This window comes from Amycolatopsis decaplanina DSM 44594 (assembly GCF_000342005.1).
Taxonomy (GTDB): domain Bacteria; phylum Actinomycetota; class Actinomycetes; order Mycobacteriales; family Pseudonocardiaceae; genus Amycolatopsis; species Amycolatopsis decaplanina.
Genome location: NZ_AOHO01000048.1, coordinates 35,315 through 57,494 on the forward strand (window position 1 = coordinate 35,315; position 22,180 = coordinate 57,494).

At 68.2% G+C, this 22,180-nt stretch carries 19 protein-coding genes; 14 read left to right on the top strand and 5 right to left on the bottom strand.

Going from position 1 to position 22,180, the window contains the following annotated elements; genetic code table 11:
- The first annotated feature begins 32 nt into the window (after positions 1 to 32).
- Genes H074_RS12710 through H074_RS12745 form a run of 8 tightly spaced genes read left to right on the top strand, consistent with a single transcriptional unit; the run spans position 33 to position 8,319 of the window.
- On the top strand, positions 33 to 1,496 hold the full coding sequence (locus tag H074_RS12710) for an ABC transporter substrate-binding protein (protein WP_007030445.1): 1,464 nt from the start codon (positions 33 to 35) through the stop codon (positions 1,494 to 1,496).
- Complete coding sequence (locus tag H074_RS12715) at positions 1,493 to 2,437, top strand: ABC transporter permease (protein WP_007030446.1); 945 nt, start codon at positions 1,493 to 1,495, stop codon at positions 2,435 to 2,437. The genes H074_RS12710 and H074_RS12715 overlap by 4 nt, the downstream gene beginning before the upstream one ends.
- A complete protein-coding gene (locus tag H074_RS12720) occupies positions 2,437 to 3,249 on the top strand; it encodes an ABC transporter permease (protein WP_007030447.1) in 813 nt (270 codons plus the stop codon). The genes H074_RS12715 and H074_RS12720 overlap by 1 nt, the downstream gene beginning before the upstream one ends.
- Positions 3,246 to 3,992: an ABC transporter ATP-binding protein gene (locus H074_RS12725; protein ID WP_007030448.1), complete on the top strand. Its 747-nt coding sequence runs from the start codon at positions 3,246 to 3,248 to the stop codon at positions 3,990 to 3,992. The genes H074_RS12720 and H074_RS12725 overlap by 4 nt, the downstream gene beginning before the upstream one ends.
- Positions 3,989 to 4,759 carry an ABC transporter ATP-binding protein gene (locus H074_RS12730; protein ID WP_007030449.1) on the top strand — a complete coding sequence of 257 codons (771 nt, stop codon included), beginning with the start codon at positions 3,989 to 3,991 and terminating at the stop codon, positions 4,757 to 4,759. The genes H074_RS12725 and H074_RS12730 overlap by 4 nt, the downstream gene beginning before the upstream one ends.
- Positions 4,752 to 6,173, top strand: a complete 1,422-nt coding sequence (locus tag H074_RS12735) for an aldehyde dehydrogenase family protein (RefSeq protein WP_007030450.1) — start codon at positions 4,752 to 4,754, stop codon at positions 6,171 to 6,173. The genes H074_RS12730 and H074_RS12735 overlap by 8 nt, the downstream gene beginning before the upstream one ends.
- The gene (locus tag H074_RS12740) at positions 6,170 to 6,928 is read left to right on the top strand and encodes an SDR family NAD(P)-dependent oxidoreductase (protein ID WP_007030451.1); all 759 of its coding nucleotides are present in this window, start codon (positions 6,170 to 6,172) and stop codon (positions 6,926 to 6,928) included. Before H074_RS12735 ends, H074_RS12740 begins: the two co-directional genes overlap by 4 nt.
- Positions 6,929 to 6,939: 11 nt before the next feature.
- Complete coding sequence (locus tag H074_RS12745; RefSeq protein ID WP_007030452.1) at positions 6,940 to 8,319, top strand: amidase; 1,380 nt, start codon at positions 6,940 to 6,942, stop codon at positions 8,317 to 8,319.
- Positions 8,320 to 8,390: 71 nt separating this feature from the next.
- Here H074_RS12745 and H074_RS12750 read toward each other — a convergent pair whose 3' ends face one another.
- The 4 genes from H074_RS12750 to H074_RS12765 form a co-directional block, all read right to left on the bottom strand.
- A complete protein-coding gene (locus H074_RS12750) occupies positions 8,391 to 9,053 on the bottom strand; it encodes a DUF4276 family protein (protein ID WP_007030453.1) in 663 nt (220 codons plus the stop codon).
- Entirely contained in the window at positions 9,046 to 10,173 is a 1,128-nt protein-coding gene (locus H074_RS12755; protein WP_007030454.1) for an AAA family ATPase, read from the bottom strand. The genes H074_RS12750 and H074_RS12755 overlap by 8 nt, the downstream gene beginning before the upstream one ends.
- A gap of 130 nt (positions 10,174 to 10,303) precedes the next feature.
- Entirely contained in the window at positions 10,304 to 11,158 is an 855-nt protein-coding gene (locus H074_RS12760; protein ID WP_007030455.1) for an HpcH/HpaI aldolase/citrate lyase family protein, read from the bottom strand.
- A 35-nt stretch (positions 11,159 to 11,193) separates the two neighbouring features.
- The gene (locus H074_RS12765) at positions 11,194 to 12,255 is read right to left on the bottom strand and encodes an HpcH/HpaI aldolase/citrate lyase family protein (RefSeq protein ID WP_007030456.1); all 1,062 of its coding nucleotides are present in this window, start codon (positions 12,253 to 12,255) and stop codon (positions 11,194 to 11,196) included.
- Between the two features lie 118 nt (positions 12,256 to 12,373).
- Between H074_RS12765 and H074_RS12770 the strand changes: the two genes are divergently transcribed.
- The 5 genes from H074_RS12770 to H074_RS12790 all read left to right on the top strand — a co-directional run bounded on the left by H074_RS12770 (position 12,374) and on the right by H074_RS12790 (position 19,558).
- Positions 12,374 to 14,617 (top strand): serine/threonine-protein kinase, encoded by a 2,244-nt coding sequence (locus H074_RS12770; RefSeq protein WP_007030457.1) that lies wholly within the window; start codon positions 12,374 to 12,376, stop codon positions 14,615 to 14,617.
- Between the two features lie 11 nt (positions 14,618 to 14,628).
- Entirely contained in the window at positions 14,629 to 16,890 is a 2,262-nt protein-coding gene (locus H074_RS12775; RefSeq protein WP_235096742.1) for a serine/threonine-protein kinase, read from the top strand.
- A gap of 350 nt (positions 16,891 to 17,240) precedes the next feature.
- Positions 17,241 to 17,891 carry a hypothetical protein gene (locus H074_RS12780; protein ID WP_039922316.1) on the top strand — a complete coding sequence of 217 codons (651 nt, stop codon included), beginning with the start codon at positions 17,241 to 17,243 and terminating at the stop codon, positions 17,889 to 17,891.
- 19 nt (positions 17,892 to 17,910) lie between these two features.
- Positions 17,911 to 18,561 (top strand): NAD(P)H-binding protein, encoded by a 651-nt coding sequence (locus H074_RS12785; protein ID WP_007030460.1) that lies wholly within the window; start codon positions 17,911 to 17,913, stop codon positions 18,559 to 18,561.
- Positions 18,562 to 18,610: 49 nt separating this feature from the next.
- The gene (locus tag H074_RS12790; RefSeq protein WP_007030461.1) at positions 18,611 to 19,558 is read left to right on the top strand and encodes a ribose-phosphate diphosphokinase; all 948 of its coding nucleotides are present in this window, start codon (positions 18,611 to 18,613) and stop codon (positions 19,556 to 19,558) included.
- On the opposite strand, the gene H074_RS12795 is transcribed toward H074_RS12790, so the two are convergent.
- Positions 19,555 to 20,859, bottom strand: a complete 1,305-nt coding sequence (locus H074_RS12795) for a D-arabinono-1,4-lactone oxidase (RefSeq protein ID WP_007030462.1) — start codon at positions 20,857 to 20,859, stop codon at positions 19,555 to 19,557. The two genes, H074_RS12790 and H074_RS12795, sit on opposite strands and share 4 nt — an antisense overlap.
- 103 nt (positions 20,860 to 20,962) lie before the next feature.
- Between H074_RS12795 and H074_RS12800 the strand changes: the two genes are divergently transcribed.
- Entirely contained in the window at positions 20,963 to 22,147 is a 1,185-nt protein-coding gene (locus H074_RS12800) for an amino acid deaminase/aldolase (protein ID WP_039922500.1), read from the top strand.
- Positions 22,148 to 22,180 lie beyond the last annotated feature (33 nt).

A 22,180-nucleotide genomic window follows, 5' to 3' on the forward strand; every position in this document is an offset into this window, starting at 1 on the left:
AAGCCCTAAGGAAATCCGCAGCGTTGACAGCGTTGACAGCGCTGCTGGTGACCTCCGGCTGCTCCGCCGGTTCGAGTGCCACGGTCGCCAAGGATCCCGGCACGCTCGCCATCGGGTACACCGCCGAACCCGCGAACTTCGACTTCACCCGCACCGACGGAGCCGCCATCCCGCAGGCCTTGCTCTACAACGTCTACGAAGGTCTGGTGAAACTCGACGCGGACGCGAAGATCGTGCCGTTGCTGGCCGAATCGTGGACGGTCTCGGAAGATCGCAAGACCTACGACTTCAAGCTGCGGAAGAACGTGAGGTTCGGCAACGGGGCGCCGTTCACCGCCGAGGACGTCAAGTTCTCGCTGATGCGGGTCAAAACCGACTGGACCGTCTCGATCAAGTCCACAATGGACGTCGTCGACCGGGTCGACGTCGTGGCGCCGGACCACGCGCGGGTCGTGCTCACGAAGCCCAGCAACGGCTGGCTGTTCAGCCTCACCAGCCGTCTCGGCGCGATGTTCAGCCCCACCGGTGTCGCTGATCTGGCGAACAAACCCATCGGCACCGGGCCGTACACGGTGTCCTCGCGACGGCGCGGGGATTCCATCGTGCTCAAGCAGAATCCCGCGTACTGGGGCGCGAAACCGGCCTACTCGACCGTGGTCCTCAAGTACATCAAGGATCCGACGGCGCTCAACAACGCCTTGCTCAGCAACGGGATCGACGTCATCTCCGCGATCACCGTGCCGGATTCGATCCCGCAGTTCCAGAGCGACGACCGGTTCACCGTCATCGAAGGCACGACGAACAGCGAGGTCACGCTCGCGTTCAACAACGCGCGCCCACCGCTGAACGACGTCCGCGTACGGCGCGCTCTGTCGTACGCCATCGACCGGAAGGCGTTACTGGACACCGCTTGGGCAGGCCGCGGCACGCTCATCGGCAGCATGGTCCCGCCGACGGATCCCTGGTACGAGGACCTGTCGAACGCGTATCCGTTCGATCCCGCGAAGGCGAAAGCGCTGCTCGCCGAGGCCGGACAGCCGAATCCGGCGCTGCGGTTGCGGATCCCGAATCTCCCGTACGCGGTGTCGGCCGCGCAGGTGGTGGCGTCGCAGCTGGCGGACGTCGGGGTCACGGTGACGATCGAGCCGCTGGACTTCCCGGCGGTGTGGCTCAAGCAGGTCTTCACCGACCACGACTACGACCTCTCGATCATCCAACATGTCGAGGCGCGCGACATCGTCACCTTCGGCAGGCCGAAGTACTACTGGGGTTACGACGGCGAGCCCGTCCGGCAGGAGCTGGCGAAGGCCGACGCCGGAACGCCCCAGGAGCAGATCGACGCGATGCGCCAGGTCGCCCGGCGGTTGTCCGAAGACGCCGCCGCGGACTGGCTCTTCCTGTTCCCCAACGTGATCGTGGCGAAGAACAAGGTGACCGGGTTCGTCCGCAACCAGGTCAGCGAGTCCTTCGATCTCACGGGATTGGCGCCGCGATGACGGTCAAGATCGTGCGCCGTGTGGCGATCCTCCTGGCCGGAGTGCTGGTCGCGTCCATCGTGGTGTTCCTGTTCATGGCCGTGCTGCCGGGCGATCCGGCCCAGGTCGCGCTCGGTGTCAACGCGACACCGGAACTGGTCGCGAAGACCCGCGCCGAATTCGGCATCGACCGGCCGCTCGCGACGCAGTACTTCGACTGGATCGGCGGTGTCCTGCACGGCGACTTCGGCCGCTCGTACATCACCCGCGAGGAGATCGGGCCCGCGCTGACCGACCGGCTCGGCGTGACGTTGTGGCTGGTCGGGGCCGGGATGCTGGTGGCGTTGCTGATCGCCGTCCCGGCCGGGACGTTCGCCGCGGTGCGGCACCGGAAGGCCGACGGCACCGCGGTTTCCGGGCTGTCGCAGATCGGCGTCGCGATCCCCGCGTTCCTCGCCGGCATCATCCTGGTCCAGATCTTCGCGGTGCAATTGCGCTGGCTGCCCTCCGGCGGCTGGACGCCCCCGGTGCAGGATCCCGCCGAATTCCTCCGCGGTCTCGTCCTGCCCGCGCTGTCGCTGGGGCTCGTGCAGGGCGCGGTGCTCACGCGCTATGTCCGGTCCGCCGTGCTCGACACGCTCGGACAGGACTACCTGCGCACGGCGCGGTCCAAAGGGCTGAGGCCGTTCCAAGCGCTGTTCCGCCACGGACTCCGCAACGCCGCCGTGCCGGTGGTGACGGTGCTCGGCCTGCAACTGGCGACACTGCTGATCGGCGCCGTCGTCGTCGAGCGCGTGTTCGTCCTGCCGGGACTGGGCAGCATGCTGCTCGACTCGGTGGCGTCGCGGGATCTGTTGTCCGTGCAGGGGATCGTGCTGGTCCTGGTGGTCGGCGTGCTGCTGGTGAACTTCGTGGTCGACGTCCTCTACACGGTGCTCGACCCGAGATTGCGGGGTTCCTGATGCGTAACCGCGGTCTCCTGATCGGCGGCGTCCTGGTCGCTCTGATCGTCTTCGCCGCGCTGCTTTCCTTCGTGTGGACGCCGTTCGACCCGGCGAAGGTCGACGCGGCCAACCGGCTGCACGACTTCAGCGGCTCGAACCTCTTCGGCACCGACAGTTTCGGCCGCGACGTGCTCAGCCAGCTGATGGTCGGCGCGCGGACGACGCTCTACGTCGGCGTGGTCGCGGTCGGGATCGCCGCCCTGATCGGGACGCCGCTGGGCATCCTCGCCGGGATGTCCTCACGCTGGCTCGGCGAGTTCGTCATGCGGGTCAACGATCTCGTGCTCGCGTTCCCGGCGTTGCTGCTGGCGATCATGTTCGGCGCGGTGTTCGGGGCGGACACGCTGACCGCGATGGTGGCGATCGGCATCGCGACCATCCCGTCGTTCGCGCGGATCGCGCGTTCGGGAACGCTGCAGGTGATGAGCAGCGAGTTCGTGCTGGCCGCGCGGTCGGCGGGCCGGTCGCGGCTGAACATCGCGGCGCGGCACGTGCTGCCGAACATCTCCGGACTGCTGATCGTGCAGGCGTCGGTGTCGTTCGCGATCGCCGTGCTCGCGGAAGCGGCGTTGTCGTTCCTCGGCTTCGGCACGCGGCCACCGACCCCCTCGTGGGGCCGGATGCTGCAGGAATCCCAGGTTTTCCTGACCCTGCACCCGCGGCTCGCGCTCGTGCCCGGCGTCGCGATCGCCATCGCCGTCCTCGGTTTCAACCTGCTCGGTGACGGCCTCCGCGACCGCCTCGACCCCCGATTGGCGGCGCGGCTATGACACTGGAAGTCCACGGCCTCGGGATCGGCGGCCTGGTTCGCGGCGTCTCGTTCGACATCGCGCGCGGTGAGCGTGTCGGGCTGATCGGCGAGTCGGGTTCCGGGAAGTCCTTGACCGCGTTGTCGATCATGGGGTTGCTGCCCGAGGAACTCGCCGCCTCCGGGTCGGTGAAACTCGACGGCCGCGAGCTGCTGGGCGCGCCGGAGAAGGAACTGTCGCGGTTGCGCGGCAACGAACTGTCGATGGTGTTCCAGGAACCGATGACCGCGCTGAACCCGGCGATGCGGGTCGGCGCACAGGTGGCCGAACCGATGCGGATCCATCGAAACGGCGGGAAACATCGCGAGGCGGCCGAGGCATTGCTGGATTCCGTCGGGTTGCCCGGCACCTTCCGCGCGTATCCACATCAACTGTCCGGTGGGCAGCGGCAACGCGTCGTGCTCGCGATCGCGCTGGCCAACGACCCGAAGCTGCTGATCTGCGACGAGCCGACGACGGCACTGGACGTCACCGTGCAGGCGCAGATCCTCGAACTGATCCTCGACGGCGTCCGGGAACGGGAGAGCGCGCTGCTGTTCATCACGCACGACCTCGCCGTCGTGGCGTCGGTGTGCGAGCGGGTGCTGGTGATGCTGGACGGCGAGATCGTCGAATCCGGCACCACACGCGAGGTTCTCACGTCACCGAGGCACGAGTACACGAAGAAGCTGTTGGCCGCTTCGGATCTGGAGGCGAGCCGATGATGATCTCGGTGAGAGATTTGGAACGCCGCTACACCCGGCGCGATGTCCATGCGCTGCGCGGAGTCTCGTTCGACGTCGAGGCCGGTCAGCGGTTCGGCATCGTCGGCGAGTCGGGTTCGGGAAAGTCCACCTTGGTCAGATTGCTGGCCGCCCTGGACAAGCCGACGGCGGGCAGTGTTTCGTTCCAGGGCAAGCGCATCGACACGTTGCCGGAGCGCGGACTCGGCTTCCTGCGGTCGGAACTGCAGATCGTCTTCCAGGATCCGATGGGTTCGCTCGATCCGCGGATGCGGGTGCGCGACATCATCTCCGAACCGTTGGGCCGACGGGATCCCGCACGGGTCTCGGAACTGTTGAAGGCCGTCGGCTTGCCTTCTGACGCCGCCGACCGCTATCCGCACCAATTCTCCGGCGGGCAACGGCAGCGCATCTCGATCGCGCGGGCGCTCGCGCCGAACCCGAGCGTGCTCATCGCGGACGAACCGGTCAGCGCGCTCGACGTCTCGGTGCGGAAGCAGATCCTCGACCTGCTCGCGTCGCTGGTCGAGCTGTACTCGCTGACACTGATCTTCGTTTCGCACGACCTCGGCGTGGTGCGGCACGTCTGCGACCGGGTCGCGGTGATGCGGCGCGGGGAGATCGTCGAGATCGGTGACGTCGACCAGGTCTACGACGCGCCGGAACACGAGTACACCAGGGAACTGCTGGCGGCCGCGCCGAATCTGCGGGCCGAACTGGCGCGGTTGCGGGGAGGGGACGATGGCTGAGTATCCGGAGGGGCTGCCGATCGGCGACGTCTGGGTGTCCACTGTGGACACGGAACCGGTCGTTTTCCCGTACGACGGGAGTGAGATCGGCCGCGCGCCGGTCGGGACGCCGGAGCTGGCGACGCGCGCGATCGACGAGGCGGTCGCGGTGTTCAAGCAGGTCGCGGCCCTGCCGTCGCGTACCCGGCGTTCGCTCCTGAACGATGTCGCCGCCGCTTTGGAAGCCCGGCGTTCCGAATTCGAGCAGCTTCTGGTGCTGGAGACCGGCAAGCCGCTGGTCGATTGTCGCGTCGAGGTCGCGCGGACGATCGTCACCTGGCAGGCCGCCGCGGAGGAGGTTTCGCGGCTGCACGGCGAGACCGTCCCGCTCGACCTGCTGCCGTCCGGGGACGGGCTGGTCGGGTTCTGGAAACGCAAGCCGATCGGTGTCGTGGTCGGCATCGCCGGGTTCAACTATCCGCTGCTCCTGGCTTCGCACAAGATCGCGCCCGCCATCGCCGCGGGCTGCCCGGTGGTGGTGAAACCCGCGCCGCAGACGCCGCTGGCGACATTGTGGCTGGTCCACCTCGTGCGCTCGCTGACCGATCTGCCCGCGATGGTCCAGCTGGTCACCGGCGACGCGGCCGTCGGCTCGGCGCTGGTCACGGACCGGCGCGCCGGTGCGGTGTCTTTCACCGGATCCGCGCTGGTCGGACACCGGATCGCCCGCGACGCCGCGCCCACGAAGACGCTGCTGGAGCTGGGTTCCAACGCGGCGCTGGTGGTCGCGGAGGACGCGGACCTCGACGCGGCCGCGGACGCCGTGCTGCGCGGCGGGTTCTACGCGTCCGGGCAGGCCTGCATCTCGGTGCAGCGGGTGCTGGTCGTCGACGCGGTCGCCGAGGAATTCATCGAACGCGTGCTGGCGCGGCTCGGCGAGGTCGTCACCGGTGATCCGCGAGACGAGAAGACGCGAGTCTCCGCACTGATCGACCCGGGATCCACTCGGCGCGTTCAGGAGTGGGTCGACAAAGCGACTTCGGCCGGTGCGCGGCTGGCCGGCGGCGGTGTCGAGGGCACGGTGATCCGGCCGACCGTGCTGCTCGACGTGCCCGATGGCCTCGAATGCTGGGACGAGGAGATCTTCGGCCCTGTGGTCTGTATCCGCACTGTGTCCTCCGTGGACGAAGCATTCGAGGCCGTCAACGCGTCGCGCTACGGCCTGCACGCCTCGGTGTTCAGTACCTCTTTGAAGACGGCGTTCCGCGCGCTCGACGAACTCGAGGTCGGCGGCGTGGTGGTCAACGAGGTGCCCGGTTTCCGATCCGACACCATGCCGTACGGCGGGGTGAAGGACTCCGGGATCGGGCGGGAAGGGCCGCGATTCGCGGTCGAAGAACTGACTGTGACGAGGATGGCGGTGCTGCGCCCGTGAATTACGAAAACCTGTTCAGGCTCGATGGACGCCGGGCCGTCGTCCTCGGTGGTGGCAGCGGAATCGGCCGCGAGTCCGCGAAAGCACTGGCCGCGCACGGCGCCGAGGTGATCGTCGCGGACCGCGATGTCGCGGCCGCCAAGGAGACCGGCGCGGGCGAGGCGTACGAGATCGACCTGCTCGAGCCCGGTGCGGCCGCGCGAGCGGCTGAGGAACTCGGCGAGATCGACGTCGTCGTGTTGACCGCCGCGACCAACGTGCGCAAACGGCTGCTGGAGTACACGCGCGAGGAATTCGACCGGGTGATCGCGCTGAACCTCGGCGCGACCTTCGAAGTCGTCCGCGCTTTCGGCGCAGGGATGGTCGAGCGCGGGCGGGGGAGCGTCATCGGGTTCTCGTCGATCCGCGGCACCACCGTCGAGCCTGGTCAAGGTCCGTACGCGGCGACGAAAGCCGGATTGGTGCAGCTGTTCCGCACGGCGGCGGCGGAGTTCGGCCCGGCGGGGGTGCGGGTCAACGCGATCGCGCCCGGTGTCGTCGAGACCCCGCTGACAGCGCAGATCAAAGCGAATCCGGGCTGGTACGACGCGTACGCGACGAAGGGTGCGCTCGGCCGATGGGCGCGTCCGGACGAACTCGCGGGCGCTGTCGTCTACCTGGCGTCGGACGCGTCGTCGTTCGTCACCGGCTCCGTGCTGGCGGTGGACGGCGGCTGGACCGCGGTCGACGGCCGCTTCGAACCGCCCGCGACGTAAGGAGTGTTGCCGTGCCGGAGTTGCCCGATCTGACCGCCGTCGAACTGGTCGCGCGGTATCGCGCGAAGACGCTGTCGCCGGTCGAGGTCACCGAAGCGGTCCTCGCTCGTGTCGAGGCGCGCGAACCCGAACTGCACGCGCTCTACGCGTACGACCCGAGGGGCGCACGTGAAGACGCGAAGGCGTCCGAAAGTCGCTGGCACGCCGGGGAACCGCTCGGCCCGATCGACGGCGTTCCGCTGACGCTCAAGGAGAACATCGCGACCCGCGGCACACCGGTCCCGCTCGGCACGGCCGCCACCTCGCTCGCACCCGCGCCCGAAGACGCCCCGGCGGGCGCTCGCGTGCGGGAGTCGGGCGGTGTCCTGCTGGGCAAGACGACCATGCCGGACTACGGGATGCTGACCTCCGGGCTGTCGAGTTTCCACACCGCGTCGCGGAATCCGTGGGACACCACGCGCACGCCCGGCGGCTCCAGCGCCGGTGCCGGTTCGGCGGCCGCCGCCGGTTACGGCCCACTGCACGTCGGCACCGACATCGGCGGCTCGATCCGGCTGCCCGCCGGCTGGTGCGGACTGGTCGGGCTGAAGCCGAGTTTCGGCCGGGTACCGGTGGATCCGCCGTTCCTCGGCCGCGTCGCCGGGCCCATGACGCGGACCGTGGCCGACACCGCGCTGCTGATGAGCGTTCTGTCCGGTGTGGACGGTCGTGATCATCTCTCGCTTCCGCCGTCCTCACTTGACTGGGCGTCGCTTTCGGCCGAGGTCAAGGGCCTGCGGATCGGGCTCCATCTCGACCCGGGTGTCGGACTCCCGGTGCTGCCGGAGACGATCGCCGCCGTCACCGAAGCCGCGCGGCTGTTCGAGGCCGCGGGTGCGGTCGTCGAGCCGGTTTCGCCGTTCCTGCGCCGCGAAATGCTCGACGGACTCGACACCTTCTGGCGCGTCCGCGCCTGGTCGGACATGTCGGCGCTGCCCGAGGAGCGCCGCGCGAAGGTCCTGCCGTACATCGCCGACTGGGCCGCAGGCGGCGCCGACGTCAGCGGTGTCGACGCCTATCGCGGTTTCGCGCAGATCGACGCCATCGCCGTCGCGACCCTGCGCGCGACCGAACGCTTCGACGTCGTCCTGTCGCCGACCTGCCCGGTCTCGGCCCCACCCGCCGACTGGCCCTCGCCGACCAACGACCCGCGCCGCCCGTTCGAGCACGTCGCGTTCACCGTGCCGTACAACATGTCCGGGCAGCCCGCGGTCTCGATCAACTGCGGCTACACGAGCGACGACCAGCCGATCGGCCTCCAGATCAGCGGCCGCCGCTTCGCCGACCTCGACGTCCTTCGCGCCGCTGCCGCCTACGAAACCCTGCGCTCCACTCCGCGCCCTTGGCCCTGACCACCCACGCATTTAGTCCCCTGAATGCGGTCCTTGCGCACGCAACTACCGCATCCAGAGGACGAAATGCGTCAGACCCTGGAGTCGAGCTCGGCCAGCCAGGCGGCGAAGTGCGGACATCGTGCGCTGAGACCATCTATGCCAAGATCGGCGATCGCCAAGGGCCCTTCGAGGGTTTTCACGTAGCCAGGGCAGTACCTGGCCAGTCGCTTCGAAGGCGCGTTCTTCGGGTCGTCGTTGACGAGTTCCGGCCCGCCGGCTTCGGCACAGTCCTGTTCGATCCGCTCGGCGACCGCGGGATCGTCGCGAAGGAAAGCGAGCTGGTCACCGGCGGCGAACACCCACGATTCCAGTTCGTGCTGGACGAGATGGGGAACGAATCTGTGATCGCCGATGGCCGTCCCGAGCGCCTGCTCGACGTGCTCGACCTTGCCGGTGGCGGCGCCTGCCGGACGTGTCCCCATACCCGGCGCGTCCGAAGGGAAGCCGTAGTAATCGAACAGAGTCGTCAGCACGGTGAGACGCGGGCTGGCGAGAAGTTCTTTGATCTCCCGCTGCAACTTCGGCCACGACGTGACGCCGCCACGGTAGGTGACGGACGACGTATGCGTGCGGACAGTCGAATAGGTGACGAACCAGCCTTGCCGCTGGAAGTGAGCGGAAAGCAGGTCCCGGACCACGGTCGCCTCCGTCTGCCCTTCCACCAGCAGATGCAGACGTTTCCGCTCAGGCATCGAGAACGCTGCCCATAGATCCTGGCTGTCCGCCGATGATGTTCTTCTCCCAGAGTTCGCCGAGCGAGTATTCGTCGAGCCAGGTTTCCAACGCCGCCTTGTTGGGCCGGGTGAAGACCGAATCGCCGTTTCGCTGCTCGACGACGATCAGGTCTTCGGCGGAGAACTGGTTCATCAGCGTCACCGATTGGGTCGCGATCAGGACCTGGCTGTGGGTCGACGCCAGGCGCAGCATGTCCGCGAGCTGGACGATGGCGACCGGATGCAACCCGAGTTCGGGTTCGTCGAGCACGACGAGCGCGGGAAGTTCCGGCTGGAGCAACAGCGTGGCCAAACAGACGAAACGCAGTGTTCCGTCCGACATCTGGTTCGCCGAGAAGATCGTGTCCGAACCCTGCCGACGCCAGCGAAGCAAAATGCGGTCGGTGCTGTCCGGCTGGAGGACGAAGTCGCGAAAGAACGGGGCGACCAGCCGGATCGCGCCGACGATCCGGCGATACGCGACCTTGTCCGCCCGGTCTTCGCTTTCCCGGAGCCGTAGCAGGACCGCGGCGATGTTGCCCGCATCCGCGCGCAGGGCCAGATTGTCCGCGGTCGGAGAAAGGCGCTTCACCGGCGCGTCGACGCTGGTGTCGTGGAAGTGATAGACGCGGCAGCCTTGAAGCAACTCGGTGATGTGTGAAGCCACCGAGTTGCTGCCGCGTTCCTCGACGACGTCGTTGAGGCGGCTTTCCCGGTGCCCACGTCCGATCGATCTCGTCCAGGGCTGATCGTGGCCGGGACCGTGGTACGAAATCACTTCTTCGTCGAAGATCAGTTCTTCGCCGGGGGCCGCCGCCAGATGGGCCTGGTAGCTGTTGGGCGGTGCCTCCAGTTTGAGGCTGATCCGCGAGGTGTCCGCGGCGTCGTTGATCAGCGCCGACGCGCCGCCGTTGCGCCCCACGAACAGGTTCAACAGGTCTTCGCTGATCCTGCCCAACAGCTCGAAGGCTTGGACGAAGTTGCTCTTGCCCGCGCCGTTCGCGCCGATGAGCACGTTCATCGCGCCCAGTTCGACGCGCGCCGAACGGATCGAAGTGAACCCTTCGATCTCGATCGACGTCAGCCGCTGTTGGGTCATGCGCACAGCTTAGGCAATCGTCTGGAAAAGATGACGATTCGCCGGTTCGTGCAAGTCACCCCACTGCGCGATTCGGCACCTGCTTGCGGTACTTGCGCGCGCAACTACCGCATCCAGAGGACTGCATGCGTCAGCCGCCGATCGCCTCGGCCAGCGCCAGGATCCGTCGCGCGTTCTCCACGTGCAGGTTCTCGATCATCCGCCCGTCCACGGTCACGACGCCCTGCCCGGCCGCCTGCGCCTCCTCGAACGCCGAGATGATCCTGCGTGACCGCGCGATCTCCTCCTCGGACGGCGCGAAGATCCGGTTGCACGGCTCCAGCTGCGCCGGGTGGATCAGCGTTTTGCCGTCGAAGCCGAACTGGCGTCCCTGCAGGCATTCCGCTTCGAAGCCTTCGAGGTCTTTCACGTCGTTGTAGACGCCGTCGAGGATCGCCTTGCCGGTCGCGCGTGCGGCCAGCAGCGCGAGCGAAAGCCCGCCCAGCAGCGGCGCGCGGCCGGGGACGAACTCGGCGTGCAGTTCCTTCGCCAGGTCGTTCGTGCCCATGACCAGCACGGTCAGCCGCTCGGACGCCGAGGCGATCTCCTCGGCGTGCAGCATCGCGACCGGGGTTTCGACCATCGCCCAGATCTTCGTGTGGTCCGGCGCGCCGCCGAGTTCCAGCGCGCGCTCGATGTTGTGCACTTCGGCGGCGGAGTTCACCTTCGGCACCACGATCGCGGCCGGGCCCGCCTGCGCGGCGGCACGGAGATCGGCGTCGTGCCATTCGGTGTCGAGGCCATTGACGCGGATGGTCACCTCGCGCGAGCCGTATTCCTTCGACGACGCGGCGGCGCAAACGCGTTCACGTGCGGCCTCCTTCGCGTCGGGCGCGACGGCGTCTTCGAGGTCGAGGATGAGCCCGTCCGCGTCCAGCGTCTTGGCCTTTTCGAGCGCTCTTTCGTTCGCGCCGGGCATGTAGAGGACGGAACGCCGGGGATTCATGCGGAAGCCTCCTGATCTTTTCGGGTCGCGCGAGGTCAAACACTGCTGGCGGCGTCGTACGCGGCGGCGAGTTCGGGGTCGTCGGCGGCCAGGGCGTCGGCGAGTTCGGCGACCACCCGGCACTGCTTCACCGAGGCGTCGTCCTGCATCTTGCCGTCGATCATCACCGCGCCGGTGCCGTCACCCATCGCGGCGATCACGCGCCGTGCCCAGGCGACGTCCTCGGGAGCGGGCGAGAACACCTTCTTGGCGATGTCGATCTGCACCGGGTGCAGGCTCCAGGCGCCCACACAGCCGAGGAGGAACGCGTTGCGGAACTGGTCTTCGCAGGCCACGACGTCGCGGATGTCGCCGAACGGCCCGTAGTACGGCAAGATCCCGTTCGCCGCGCAGGCGTCGACCATCCGCGCGACGGTGTAGTGCCAGAGATCCTGCTGGTATGTCGTGCGTCCCTCATTCAGGTCTTCGCCGGTCGGGTCCGTGCGCACCAGGTAACCGGGGTGCCCGCCACCCACTCGGGTGGTCTTCATCCGGCGGCTCGCGGCGAGGTCGGCCGGGCCGAGTGAGATGCCCTGCATCCGGGGGCTCGCGCCGGCGATCTCCTCGACGTTCGCGACGCCGCTGGCGGTCTCGAGGATCGCGTGCACCAGCAGCGGTTTCGTCAGCCCCGCCCGCGCTTCGAGCTGCGCGAGCAGCCTGTCGACGTAGTGGATGTCCTGCGCGCCCTCCACCTTCGGCACCATGATCACGTCGAGTTTGTCGCCGATCTCGGTGACCAGCGTGATCAGGTCGTCGAGCACCCACGGCGAGTCGAGGCTGTTGACGCGGGTCCACAGCTGCGCCTTGCCGAAGTCGGTCGACTTCGCGATGGAGACGAGCCCGTTCCGCGCGGCCTCCTTGCGGTCGGCGCGCACGGCGTCCTCGAGGTTCCCGAGCAGGACGTCGACCTTCTTGGCGAGATCCGGGACCTTGGCGGCCATTTTCTCGTTACCGGGGTCGAAGAAGTGGATCATCCGCGAAGGAGGCACGGGGATCTGGCGGAGCGGTTCCGGCGCCCCTACCGCGAGCGGGGCGAAGAAATCCTTCGGCGAACGCATCGTTCCTCCATCGCAACGGGCTAAGTGACCGACTGGTAACCCTAAACCCGGAAGGCAGGGAACCGCTGCGGCGCAGCTCACCTCCAAGGGGACACGATCGGGAATCGCGGAGGAATCTGTGGACGACTGGGCCTTGCCGGGTTTCACCGAGATGGGGTCGCTCGGCGAAGGTGGATTCGGGCGGGTCGTACTGGCCCGGCACGATGAATCCGCCCAGGTCGTGGCCATCAAATACCTGTACGCGAGGTTCGCGGCAGACCCGCGGCGCCTGGCCGAGTTCCGCCATGAGGCGCAGATCCTGAGCCGCGTTTCGGGGCCCCACATCGCCCGTCTGCACCAGTTCGTGGAGACCCCGCAGGGGGCCGCCATCATCATGGAAGCCGTTCACGGAATCTCGCTGAAAGAGCTCCTCGGCCGCCAGGAGAAGCTCGAACCCGAAGCCGCGCTGGCCATCCTGAAGGGCTCGCTGCTCGGTCTCGCCGGCGCCCACGCCGCGGGCACCGTCCACCGCGACTACAAACCGGCCAACGTCCTGGTCACCCGTGAGGGGCAGAGCAAGCTCGTCGACTTCGGTATCGCCGTGCTCGCCGGGCAGACCGGTGTCGCCGCGGGCACGCCCGCGTACATGGCGCCCGAGCAGTGGGCAGGCGGCATCGCCACGCCCGCGACCGATGTCTACGCCGCGACCTGCGTGTTCTTCCAGTGCGTCGCCGGTCATCGGCCGTACGAGGCCGAACAGACCGAAGTGCTGCGCACGCTGCACGAATACGCCCCGATCCCGTTCGGAGAGGTTCCCGAACCGGTACGCGACCTCATCGCGCGCGGCATGGCGAAGGACGTCGCCCAGCGGCCGTCGGGCGCGGCCGAGTTCGTCGCCGAACTGGAGGCGTCCGCGAGGAAGGCGTACGGCGAGGACTGGGAGCGCAACGGCTGGCACTGGCTCGCCAAGGGCGCCGGTGTCCTGGTCGCCCTGTCCCCGCTGGCCCTGCTCGGCGCCGGGACCGCCGCCGCACCGGTCCTCGCGGGCGGCGCGGCGGGCGGTGTCGCGGCGGCCACCGGCGGCGGGATCGCGCTCGGCCTCAAGGTGACCGCCGCGGTCGCCGCCGTCACCGCGGCCGCCGTCGGCACGGTCGTGGTGGTCAACGCCAATAGCGAGGACGAGGCGCCGCCTCGGACGACGACTCTCGCCGCGATGAAGGTCGACCTCCTCACCCGCACCGAGAAACTCAACGGCTTCGACTTCAACGGAAAGTACGTCCGGATCAGCGGGCTGAAGGACAAAGCAGTGGAGGAGCGGGTCAACAAGGCGCTGATGGCGCCGATCGACGGCTGGCTCACGAGCGTCTGGTCACCGGGCAACCCGCCGGAGAAGGAACCCGACGGCGACATCCCGCACATGTCCACCACGGCCGAGGTCCTGCGTCAGGACGACAAGCTGATATCGGTCGTCTACGAACGCTCGGTCGAAACGGTCCAGCTCGGAAATCACGGCGCCTATGACGCCCGGACCCTCGTGATCGATCTGTCCGACGGCGACGTGATCCCGACAGCGCAGCTGTTCGACAACGTCGACGGCAACGCCGAGCGGATGCGGATGTTGGAAGACCGGATGTACGCCTCGGCCAAACCGGGCGAGTGTCTCGCCACGCCGCCATCGGAGCCACAGCATCTTCCCGCACGAGCGATGTCGGATCCGTACACCCAGGACGGGTCGATGGTGCAGGCGGCGCCTGCGGCGAGCGGGATGGACTTCCACGTCGCCGCCTTCGTGCTCGGATACCCGATGGCCTGCAATCCGACGACGGTCACCGTGCCTTACGACCGGCTGCTCGACCTGCTGAGTCCCAGGGTCAAGAAGCTGCTCGGCCTCACGTCCGGCGGCACCCAGGGGCAACGGGTCAAAGAGGACGACGTCGGCGCCTTCACCATCACCACGCCGGAGAAGTGGGCGCTGCTGTCCAGCGCGCCCATCGAGCGCTACCTGGTGACCGCGGACCAGTGCACGGGTGGCGGGACACAGCCGTCGCAGTGCTCGAACGTCCTTTTCAGCGACAACTCGCGCGTCGACGCGGCCACTCCGGCGTATGAACCGGGCAAGCCGTACAACCGCTCCAACGGCCCGCGTCCGTGTCACTCCCTCGGGGCACCCGGTGAGACCCAGGGTTCGCCCGTCCTCCAGACGAAGGAGCTTCGCCCGGTCGGGACGAAGAAGGCCGCGTACGAAGAGTGGCGGCTCACGTGTTCTGGCGGCGGTACGGTCACCCAGCGGGTCTGGTTCCTGCCGAAAACGCAGCTCGTGATCGTCGACGAGTGGAACACTCCAGGCCTCGACAAGATCCTCGAAGAGGCGCGGTGGCGGTGAACATTCAAGACGTGAACGACGAGTGGAGATTGCCCGGCTTCACCGAGTTGGAGCAGCTGGGCACGGGCACCTTCGGCCGCGTGGTGCTCGCACGCCAGGACAACACCGGCCACTTCGTCGCGATCAAGTACCTCTTCTCCCACTTCGCCGCCGAGCCCGCCTATCTCGACGCGTTCCGCCAGGAGGCGCTGGCGCTGCACCGGGTGTCGAGCCCGCACGTCGTGAAGCTGTACGAGTTCTTCGAGACGCCGCAGGGCGCGGCGATCGTCATGGAAGCGATCAACGGTGTCTCCCTGCGTTCGGTGCTCCAGGCCGAAGGCGCTCTCGAACCCGAAGCCGCCCTTGCGGTACTGAAGGGTTCGCTGCTCGGACTGGCCGCGGCGCACTCCGCCAACGTCGTCCATCGGGACTACAAACCGGCCAACGTCCTCGTCGCCGACACCGGCGAGAGCAAACTGGTCGACTTCGGCACGGCCGTCCTGGCGGGTGAACGAGGCCCGTCCGTCGGCACGCCCGCGTATATGGCGCCCGAGCAGTGGTCCGGCGGGCAAGCCACTCCCGCGACCGATGTCTACGCCGCGACCTGCGTGTTCTTCCAGTGCGTCACCGGGCATCGGCCGTACGAGGCCGAACAGACCGAAGTACTCCGCACGCTGCACGAACACGCGCCCATCCCGTTCGGCGAAGTACCCCCGCCGGTGCACGAGATCGTCGCGCTGGGAATGGCGAAGGACCCGTCGAAACGACCGGTCGACGCCCTCATGTTCGTCAGCGAACTGGAACGCGTCGCCCGCGCGGGGTACGGCGACGAATGGGAGCGCAAGGGCTGGTCACGGCTGGCGAAGGCGGCTGGCGTGCTCGCCGCGGCGACGCCGTTGGTCCTGCTCGGCGCCGGTACGGCGGCCGCGCCCGGGGTCGCCGCCGCCGGAACGGGCGCGGCGGCCGCGTCGACCGGCGGGATCGCGGCCGGGCTGAAGATCGCCATCGGGGTCGTCGCGGCGACGGCCGCCGTGGTCGGCTCGGTGGTGGTCTTCTCCGACGCGAGCACCCCGCCGCCATCACCGCCGACCACTCAGCAGGCCGTCGCGCTCAAGGTCGCCATGAAGACCCGGACCGGGACCGTGCCCGGTACGAACCTCGCCTACAACGGGGACTACCCGGAGGTGACCGGTTCGCCCGATCAAGCCTGGCTGAAGCGGGTCAACGACGCTCTGACCGCGCCGATCGACGACTGGAACCGCAAAACCGGCCCCGGCGCCGCCGAGCTGGAGCCGGAACGCGGCCCGTACACGCTGGTCACGAAGGCCGACGTGCGCGCGCAGAACGAGCGGTACCTCTCGGTGCGCTACACGCACGACCTCGTGAACAAACCGCACCCGACCTGGGGTTACGGCCGCGCCACGGTGACGATCGACCTCAAGGAGGGCAAGGCGCTCACCCCCGCCGAGCTGTTCGCGCCCGGGAAGTTCACCGACGACGGCCTGCGGGCGCTGACCGAGCGGATCTGGCCCGGCAAGGAGCAGTGCGGCGCCCCGACCTCCACTTTCCCGTACCGACCTCTCCGTCCGGCGGATCTCACCGACGAGCCGAAGGTGTGGCTCGCGTTCACGCCGACGGCCGTCGAGGTCACCGCCAACCTGACCGACCTGGGCTTCTCCACCGCCTGCGGTGTCCAGGACTTCACGCTGCCCTACGACAAGGTGGCCGATCTGCTGAACCCGGCGCTCGTCGACGGTGTGACCAGTGGAAAAGTGGTCAAAGGCACGTCGTCCGCCCCACCCGCGCAAGGGGTCACCGACGTCTCGGCGGGTGCGCTGACCCTGCATCTTCCGCAGGGTTGGTCCGTGGTTTCGCAGGGACTGGAGAAGGTGCTCGTCGACGCGAGCTGCCCGGACCCCAAGAAGTACTTCAACTGCAAGTACGTCCTTCTCACGGACAACACCCGGCAGTCCGCCGAACAGCCGCCGTACCGGCCAGGGGAGTTCTACCGGCGCAGCGCGGGCGGCCGGGCCTGCAACGCCGCCGGGCGGAAGGACCTCCGCCAAAAGGGTGACGCCGTCCGGACGGTTTCCACCACCGCACCGGTGGGCGGGACGACGGCGACCTACGAGGAGTGGACGATCCAGTGTGTTCCTCGTGGACAGACGGGCGGCAGCGGTGAGGCGCAAGTGACCCAGCGGATCTGGTTCCTTGTGGACAGGCAGATCGTCGTGATGGACGAGTGGCGGACACCGGGAGTCGAAGAACTCCTCCGCACAGCGACGATCTCCTGACCTGACCGCGAAGGTCCACTGTGGAATGAGTATTCACTGGGCTGAATGGTCTAACGATTTTGCTTCTCTTGCCACGCCGGTGTTCGGCGGCGGTCGGTCCGTACTCGTGACCGTTCGGAGACGCCGAGTAACACCACTTACCTCTTCCTCACTCGGTTGGCGGCACGGTCGGACTGAAGTCCGACGACCGCCTACCGACCGGTCACCGATGACAAGGCGCCGCCGATCGCAGCCACTCGCGTTGTCCGGCGCCGCCGCCTCCCCGCCCTGTTAGACAGGTCATGTGCCGCTTCCACCGAGGTGGCACGGGATAAGAGCCCTAGGGAAACCAGGTTCGAAGGAGGCGGAACGTGGCGGCTACACCGAACATGGAGAGCTCGACGGTCGCCGGTGGCGCGAAGCGCAGCCGGTCACTGCCGAGCCGGGTGGTACCGCCGATCGAACTGCCCGCGAGCGTCGGGGAGCTTTCGCGCAAGGCGGCGGCCCTGCTCGGCTGGAACGGCATCGTCTTGCCGGAAACCACCGTGCTCGGCCGCAAGATCTGCGTGGTCGCCCGGCTCCGTACCGACGTGCACGCCGAGCGCATCGCGATGGGCATGGGGCCCGTCATCGATCGCGCCACCGTCGACACCTGGACATGGCCAGAGCTGGCCGCGACCGCACCCGCGCCGGCCGCCGAGATCATCGGCGTCCTCGCGGTCGCCCGGCACTGGCGCACCGCGATGGCCTCCGCGGTCCCGTTCGCGCGTTACGGCGAGGCCGCGATGGTGCTCCCATCGCCAGCCGTACTGACGGAGGACTACGTCGGCAACTGCCTGCCGCGTGCCCGCGCCTACGGGCTCGGCATCGTCACCGCCGACCCCAACGCGGTGGCCGACCTCGACCTCGAGGGCCACAGCGAGCGCATGATCCTCGACGAGGACCCGGTCTCGCGCCTGGTCAACGAGGTCGTCTACGACCAGCTGCTGCGCGAAACCGAGCTTCCTGCCGAAGTCGACTGAACCCGTTAGGCTCGCGAACATGCGAGTCGTCATTGCAGGTGGACACGGACAGATCGCGCTGAAGCTGGAGAAGCTCCTCGCCGCCCGCGGTGATCAGGCGGTGGGGATCGTGCGCAACCCCGATCACGTCGCCGATCTCGAGGCGGCCGGTGCCGAAGCGGTCGTCCTCGACCTGGAAAAGTCCGATGTGGACGCCGTCGCCAAGGTGCTCGACGGTGCCGACGCCGCCGTCTTCGCGGCGGGCGCCGGGCCCGGCAGCGGCACGGCTCGCAAGGACACTGTGGACAGAGCGGCCGCCGAACTCTTCGCGGCCGCCTCCGAACGGGCGGGCGTCCGGCGGCATATCCAGGTCGGCTCGATGGGGGCGGACAAATGGGAGACCGCGGACGTCCCGGACGATTTCCGGATCTACCTCAAGGCCAAGAAGGCGGCCGAAGACGACCTGCGCGCCCGCGATCTCGAATGGACGATCCTGCGCCCTGGGCAGCTCACCAACGACGAAGGCACCGGCGAGATCCTGATCGCCGAGTCCACCGGGCGCGGGCCCATTCCGCGTCAGGACGTCGCCGCGATCCTCGTCGCGCTGCTCGACAACCCGTCGACGGCGGGACGCGTCCTCGAAGCGATCTCAGGTGATACTGCTATCTCTCAGGCTGTTTCCGCTCTGTGAAAGCTAGTGTGTGGACGTAATCCGTCAGTTAAGTGAACGGAGAAGGTCCTTGCGCGAGGACATCGCGGTCTTCAGTGGCAGCGCACATCCCGAGCTCGCCGAAGAGATCTGCGCCCATCTCGGTGTTCCTCTGCAACCCGTGAAGGTGCAGCGGTTCGCCAACGACTGTCTCGAAGTCCAGCTGGAGGCGAACTGCCGCGAGCGCGACGTCTTCCTGATCCAGCCACTGGTGCGGCCGGTGCAGGAACACCTCGTCGAACTGCTGCTGATGCTGGACGCCGCGCGGGGCGCGTCGGCCAAGCGGATCACCGTCGTCATGCCGCACTATTCGTACGCCCGCTCGGACAAGAAGGACGCGCCGCGGATCTCGATCGGCGGCCGTCTCGTCGCCGACCTGATGGCGACCGCCGGCGCCGATCGCGTCCTCGCGATGACGCTGCACTCGCCGCAGGTGCACGGCTTCTTCAGCGTTCCGGTCGATCACCTGCACGCGTTGCAGGAGCTGGCCAAGCACTTCCGCCAGTACGACCTTTCCTCGACCACCGTGGTCTCGCCGGACCTCGGCAACGCCAAGGAGGCCGCGCATTTCGCCCGGCTGCTCGGCGTTCAGGTCGCCGCCGGCGCGAAGCAGCGCTTCGCCGATGACAGGGTCGAGATCAGCTCCGTGATCGGTGAGATCACCGGCCGCGACGTGATCGTCCTCGACGACGAGATCGCCAAGGGCAGCACGGTGATCGAGCTGCTCTCGAAGTTGCGGGAACTGAAGCCGCGCTCGATCCGTGTCGCCTGCACGCACGGGTTGTTCTCCAGCGGCGCGCTGAAGCGGATCGGCGAGCAGGATGACGTGCTGGAGATCGTCTGCACCAACACGGTGCCGATCCCGCCGGAGGAGCAGGGGCCGAAGCTGCGGGTCCTGTCGATCGCGCCCGCGCTGGCGGAGGCGATGCGGAGGATCCACAACGGAGAGTCGGTCAGCGCGCTCTTCGAACCGGCTTAAGGAGTTCCGAGGACCCGGTCGAGGTAGGTGTTCGTGAAGACCCCGGCCGGGTCCACCTCCTTACGGACCCGCGTGAAGTCGTCGAACCGCGGGTAACGCGAGCGGAGGGTCGCGGCGTCGAGGTCGTGCATTTTGCCCCAGTGCGGGCGGCCGCCGACCTCGCCGACGATCGACGCGAATCCGGCGAAGTACTCGCGGTAGGGCATGCCGACGAACTGGTGGATCGCGATGTAGGCGGAGTCGCGGCCGTTCGCGGTCGAAAGCCAGATGTCGTCCGCGGCGGCGACGCGCACCTCGACCGGGAACGCGACCGGCTTCTCCAGCTTCGGGACGAACGCGCGGAGTTCGGCGAAGACGTCGTGCAGCGATTCGCGGGGGATCGCGTACTCCGACTCGACGAACCGCACGCCGCGATGGGTCACGAAGACGCGATGCGACGTGTCGCTGTACTCGCGGGCGGAGAGGACGTTCGAGGCGAATCGGCCGAGCGGCCGCACGAGTTTCGGCACCGCGCGGCCGAGACGGCACAGGCCGCCGAACGCGAGGTTCTCCGTGACCTCGTAGTCGATGAATTCCTTCGCCTTGCTCAACGGCCTGCGTTCGCTGCCCGCCGGAAGCCGGTTGTTGCGCTTGACCAGTGCGTTCTTGCCGTAGGGGAACCAGTAGAACTCGAAGTGGTCGTTCTCGTCGGCGAACTGATCGAAGCCTTCGAGGACCTGTTCGAGTGGTTCCGGCCGCTCCTGGGCGGAGAGCAGAAACGACGGTTCGCACCGTAGGGTGACCGTGCTGATGACGCCGAGCGCGCCGAGTCCGACCCTCGCGGCGGCGAAGAGGCCGGGCCGCTCGTCCGCCGAGCAGGTGACCACGGTGCCGTCGGCGAGCACGAGTTCGAGCGCGGCGATCTGGGTGGCGATCCCGCCGAGCCGGGCGCCGGTGCCGTGGGTGCCGGTGGAGATCGCGCCCGCGACGGTCTGCGCGTCGATGTCACCGAGGTTGGTCATCGCAAGGCCCAGCGCGTCGAGTTCGGCGTTGAGCTGCTTGAGCGTGGTGCCCGAACGGACCGTGACCAGGCCTTTCGCGACGTCGGCCGACGCGATCCCTGTCCAGCCGGTCAGATCCATGGCGTCCGAATCCGCCGCGGCGATCGCGGTGAAAGAGTGTCCGCTGCCCAGCGGGCGCAGGCGCCGTCCGTCCGCGGCGGACCGGCCGACCGCCTCGGCGATCGCGTCCGTGTCACGCGGCCGATGCACACGCAGCGGCGACGCCGTCGCGGTGCCGGCCCAGTTGCTCCACCGTGTCATGAGCCACCCGTTTCGTGAGCTTCTGCTCTTGAGATGTTCGAGTGCCGAAACAGTAAGTGAATAGTATTCGCGTTTCAAGCCCTTCTGTCGTACCTTAGTGCGGGTGACCAGTGCGACGGTGTACGACTTGGCGACGAAGGATCTGGATCCTCCGTTCGCGGTTGTCGACTTGGATGCGTTCGACGCGAACGGCGCCGACCTGCTGCGGCGGGCCGCCGGGAAGCCGATCCGCGTGGTCAGCAAATCCGTGCGCTGCCGATATCTGCTCGAACGGGTTCTCGCGCGGCCAGGCTTCGAAGGCCTCATGTGCTACTCACTCGCCGAAGCCGTCTGGCATGTCGAGCAGGGGACGTCCGAGGACATCGTGGTGGCGTACCCGACCGCCGACCACGGCGCCCTGCGGCGGCTGGCGGCGAACGACCGGGCGCGGGAGGCGATCTCGATCATGGTCGACTCGCCCGAACATCTCGATCTGGTCGATGCCGCGCTGGGGCAGGGGCATCCCGAAATCCGTGTCTGCCTGGAACTCGACGCTTCGTGGCGGCCGTTGCCCGGAGTACATGTCGGCACCCGGCGCTCGCCGGTGTTCAGTCCGCGGCAGGCCGCGGATCTGGCGCGGACCATCCTGTCCCGCAAGGGGTTCCGGCTCGTCGGGATGATGGCGTACGAAGGCCAGATCGCCGGGCTCGGCGACGCGGCCGGCGGCGGGGTCAAGAACTCCGTCATCGGCTGGATGCAGCGGAAGTCCATTGTGGAAATCGCGAAGCGTCGCGCGGCCGCGGTTCGTGCTGTCTCGGCCCTGGTGGATCTGGAGTTCGTCAACGGCGGCGGCAGCGGCAGCGTGGAGTCGACCGGTGCCGAAGCGGCCGTCACCGAAATCGCGGCGGGCTCGGGCCTGATCGGGCCGACCCTCTTCGACGGCTACGCGCACTTCTCGCCGCGCCCCGCCGCGATGTTCGCGCTCCCCGTCGTCCGCCGTCCGGCGCCGAAGGTCGCGACGCTTTTCTCCGGCGGCTACATCGCTTCCGGCCCCGCGGAGTCTTCGCGGCTCCCGACGCCTTACCTGCCCGAAGGTCTCTCGCTGCTCGGGTTCGAGGGCGCCGGCGAAGTGCAGACCCCCGTTTCCGGTGAAGCCGCCCGCCACCTGCGGCTCGGCGACCGCGTCTGGCTACGCCACGCGAAGGCGGGCGAGCTCGCCGAACGCTTCACGCACTACCACGTCGTCATCGGCGACCGCGTCGACCGGACCGTCCCCACCTACCGAGGCGAATCGCAAAACTTCGGCTGATCCAGCGCGACCCCACCCCCCACCCGTCCCTGG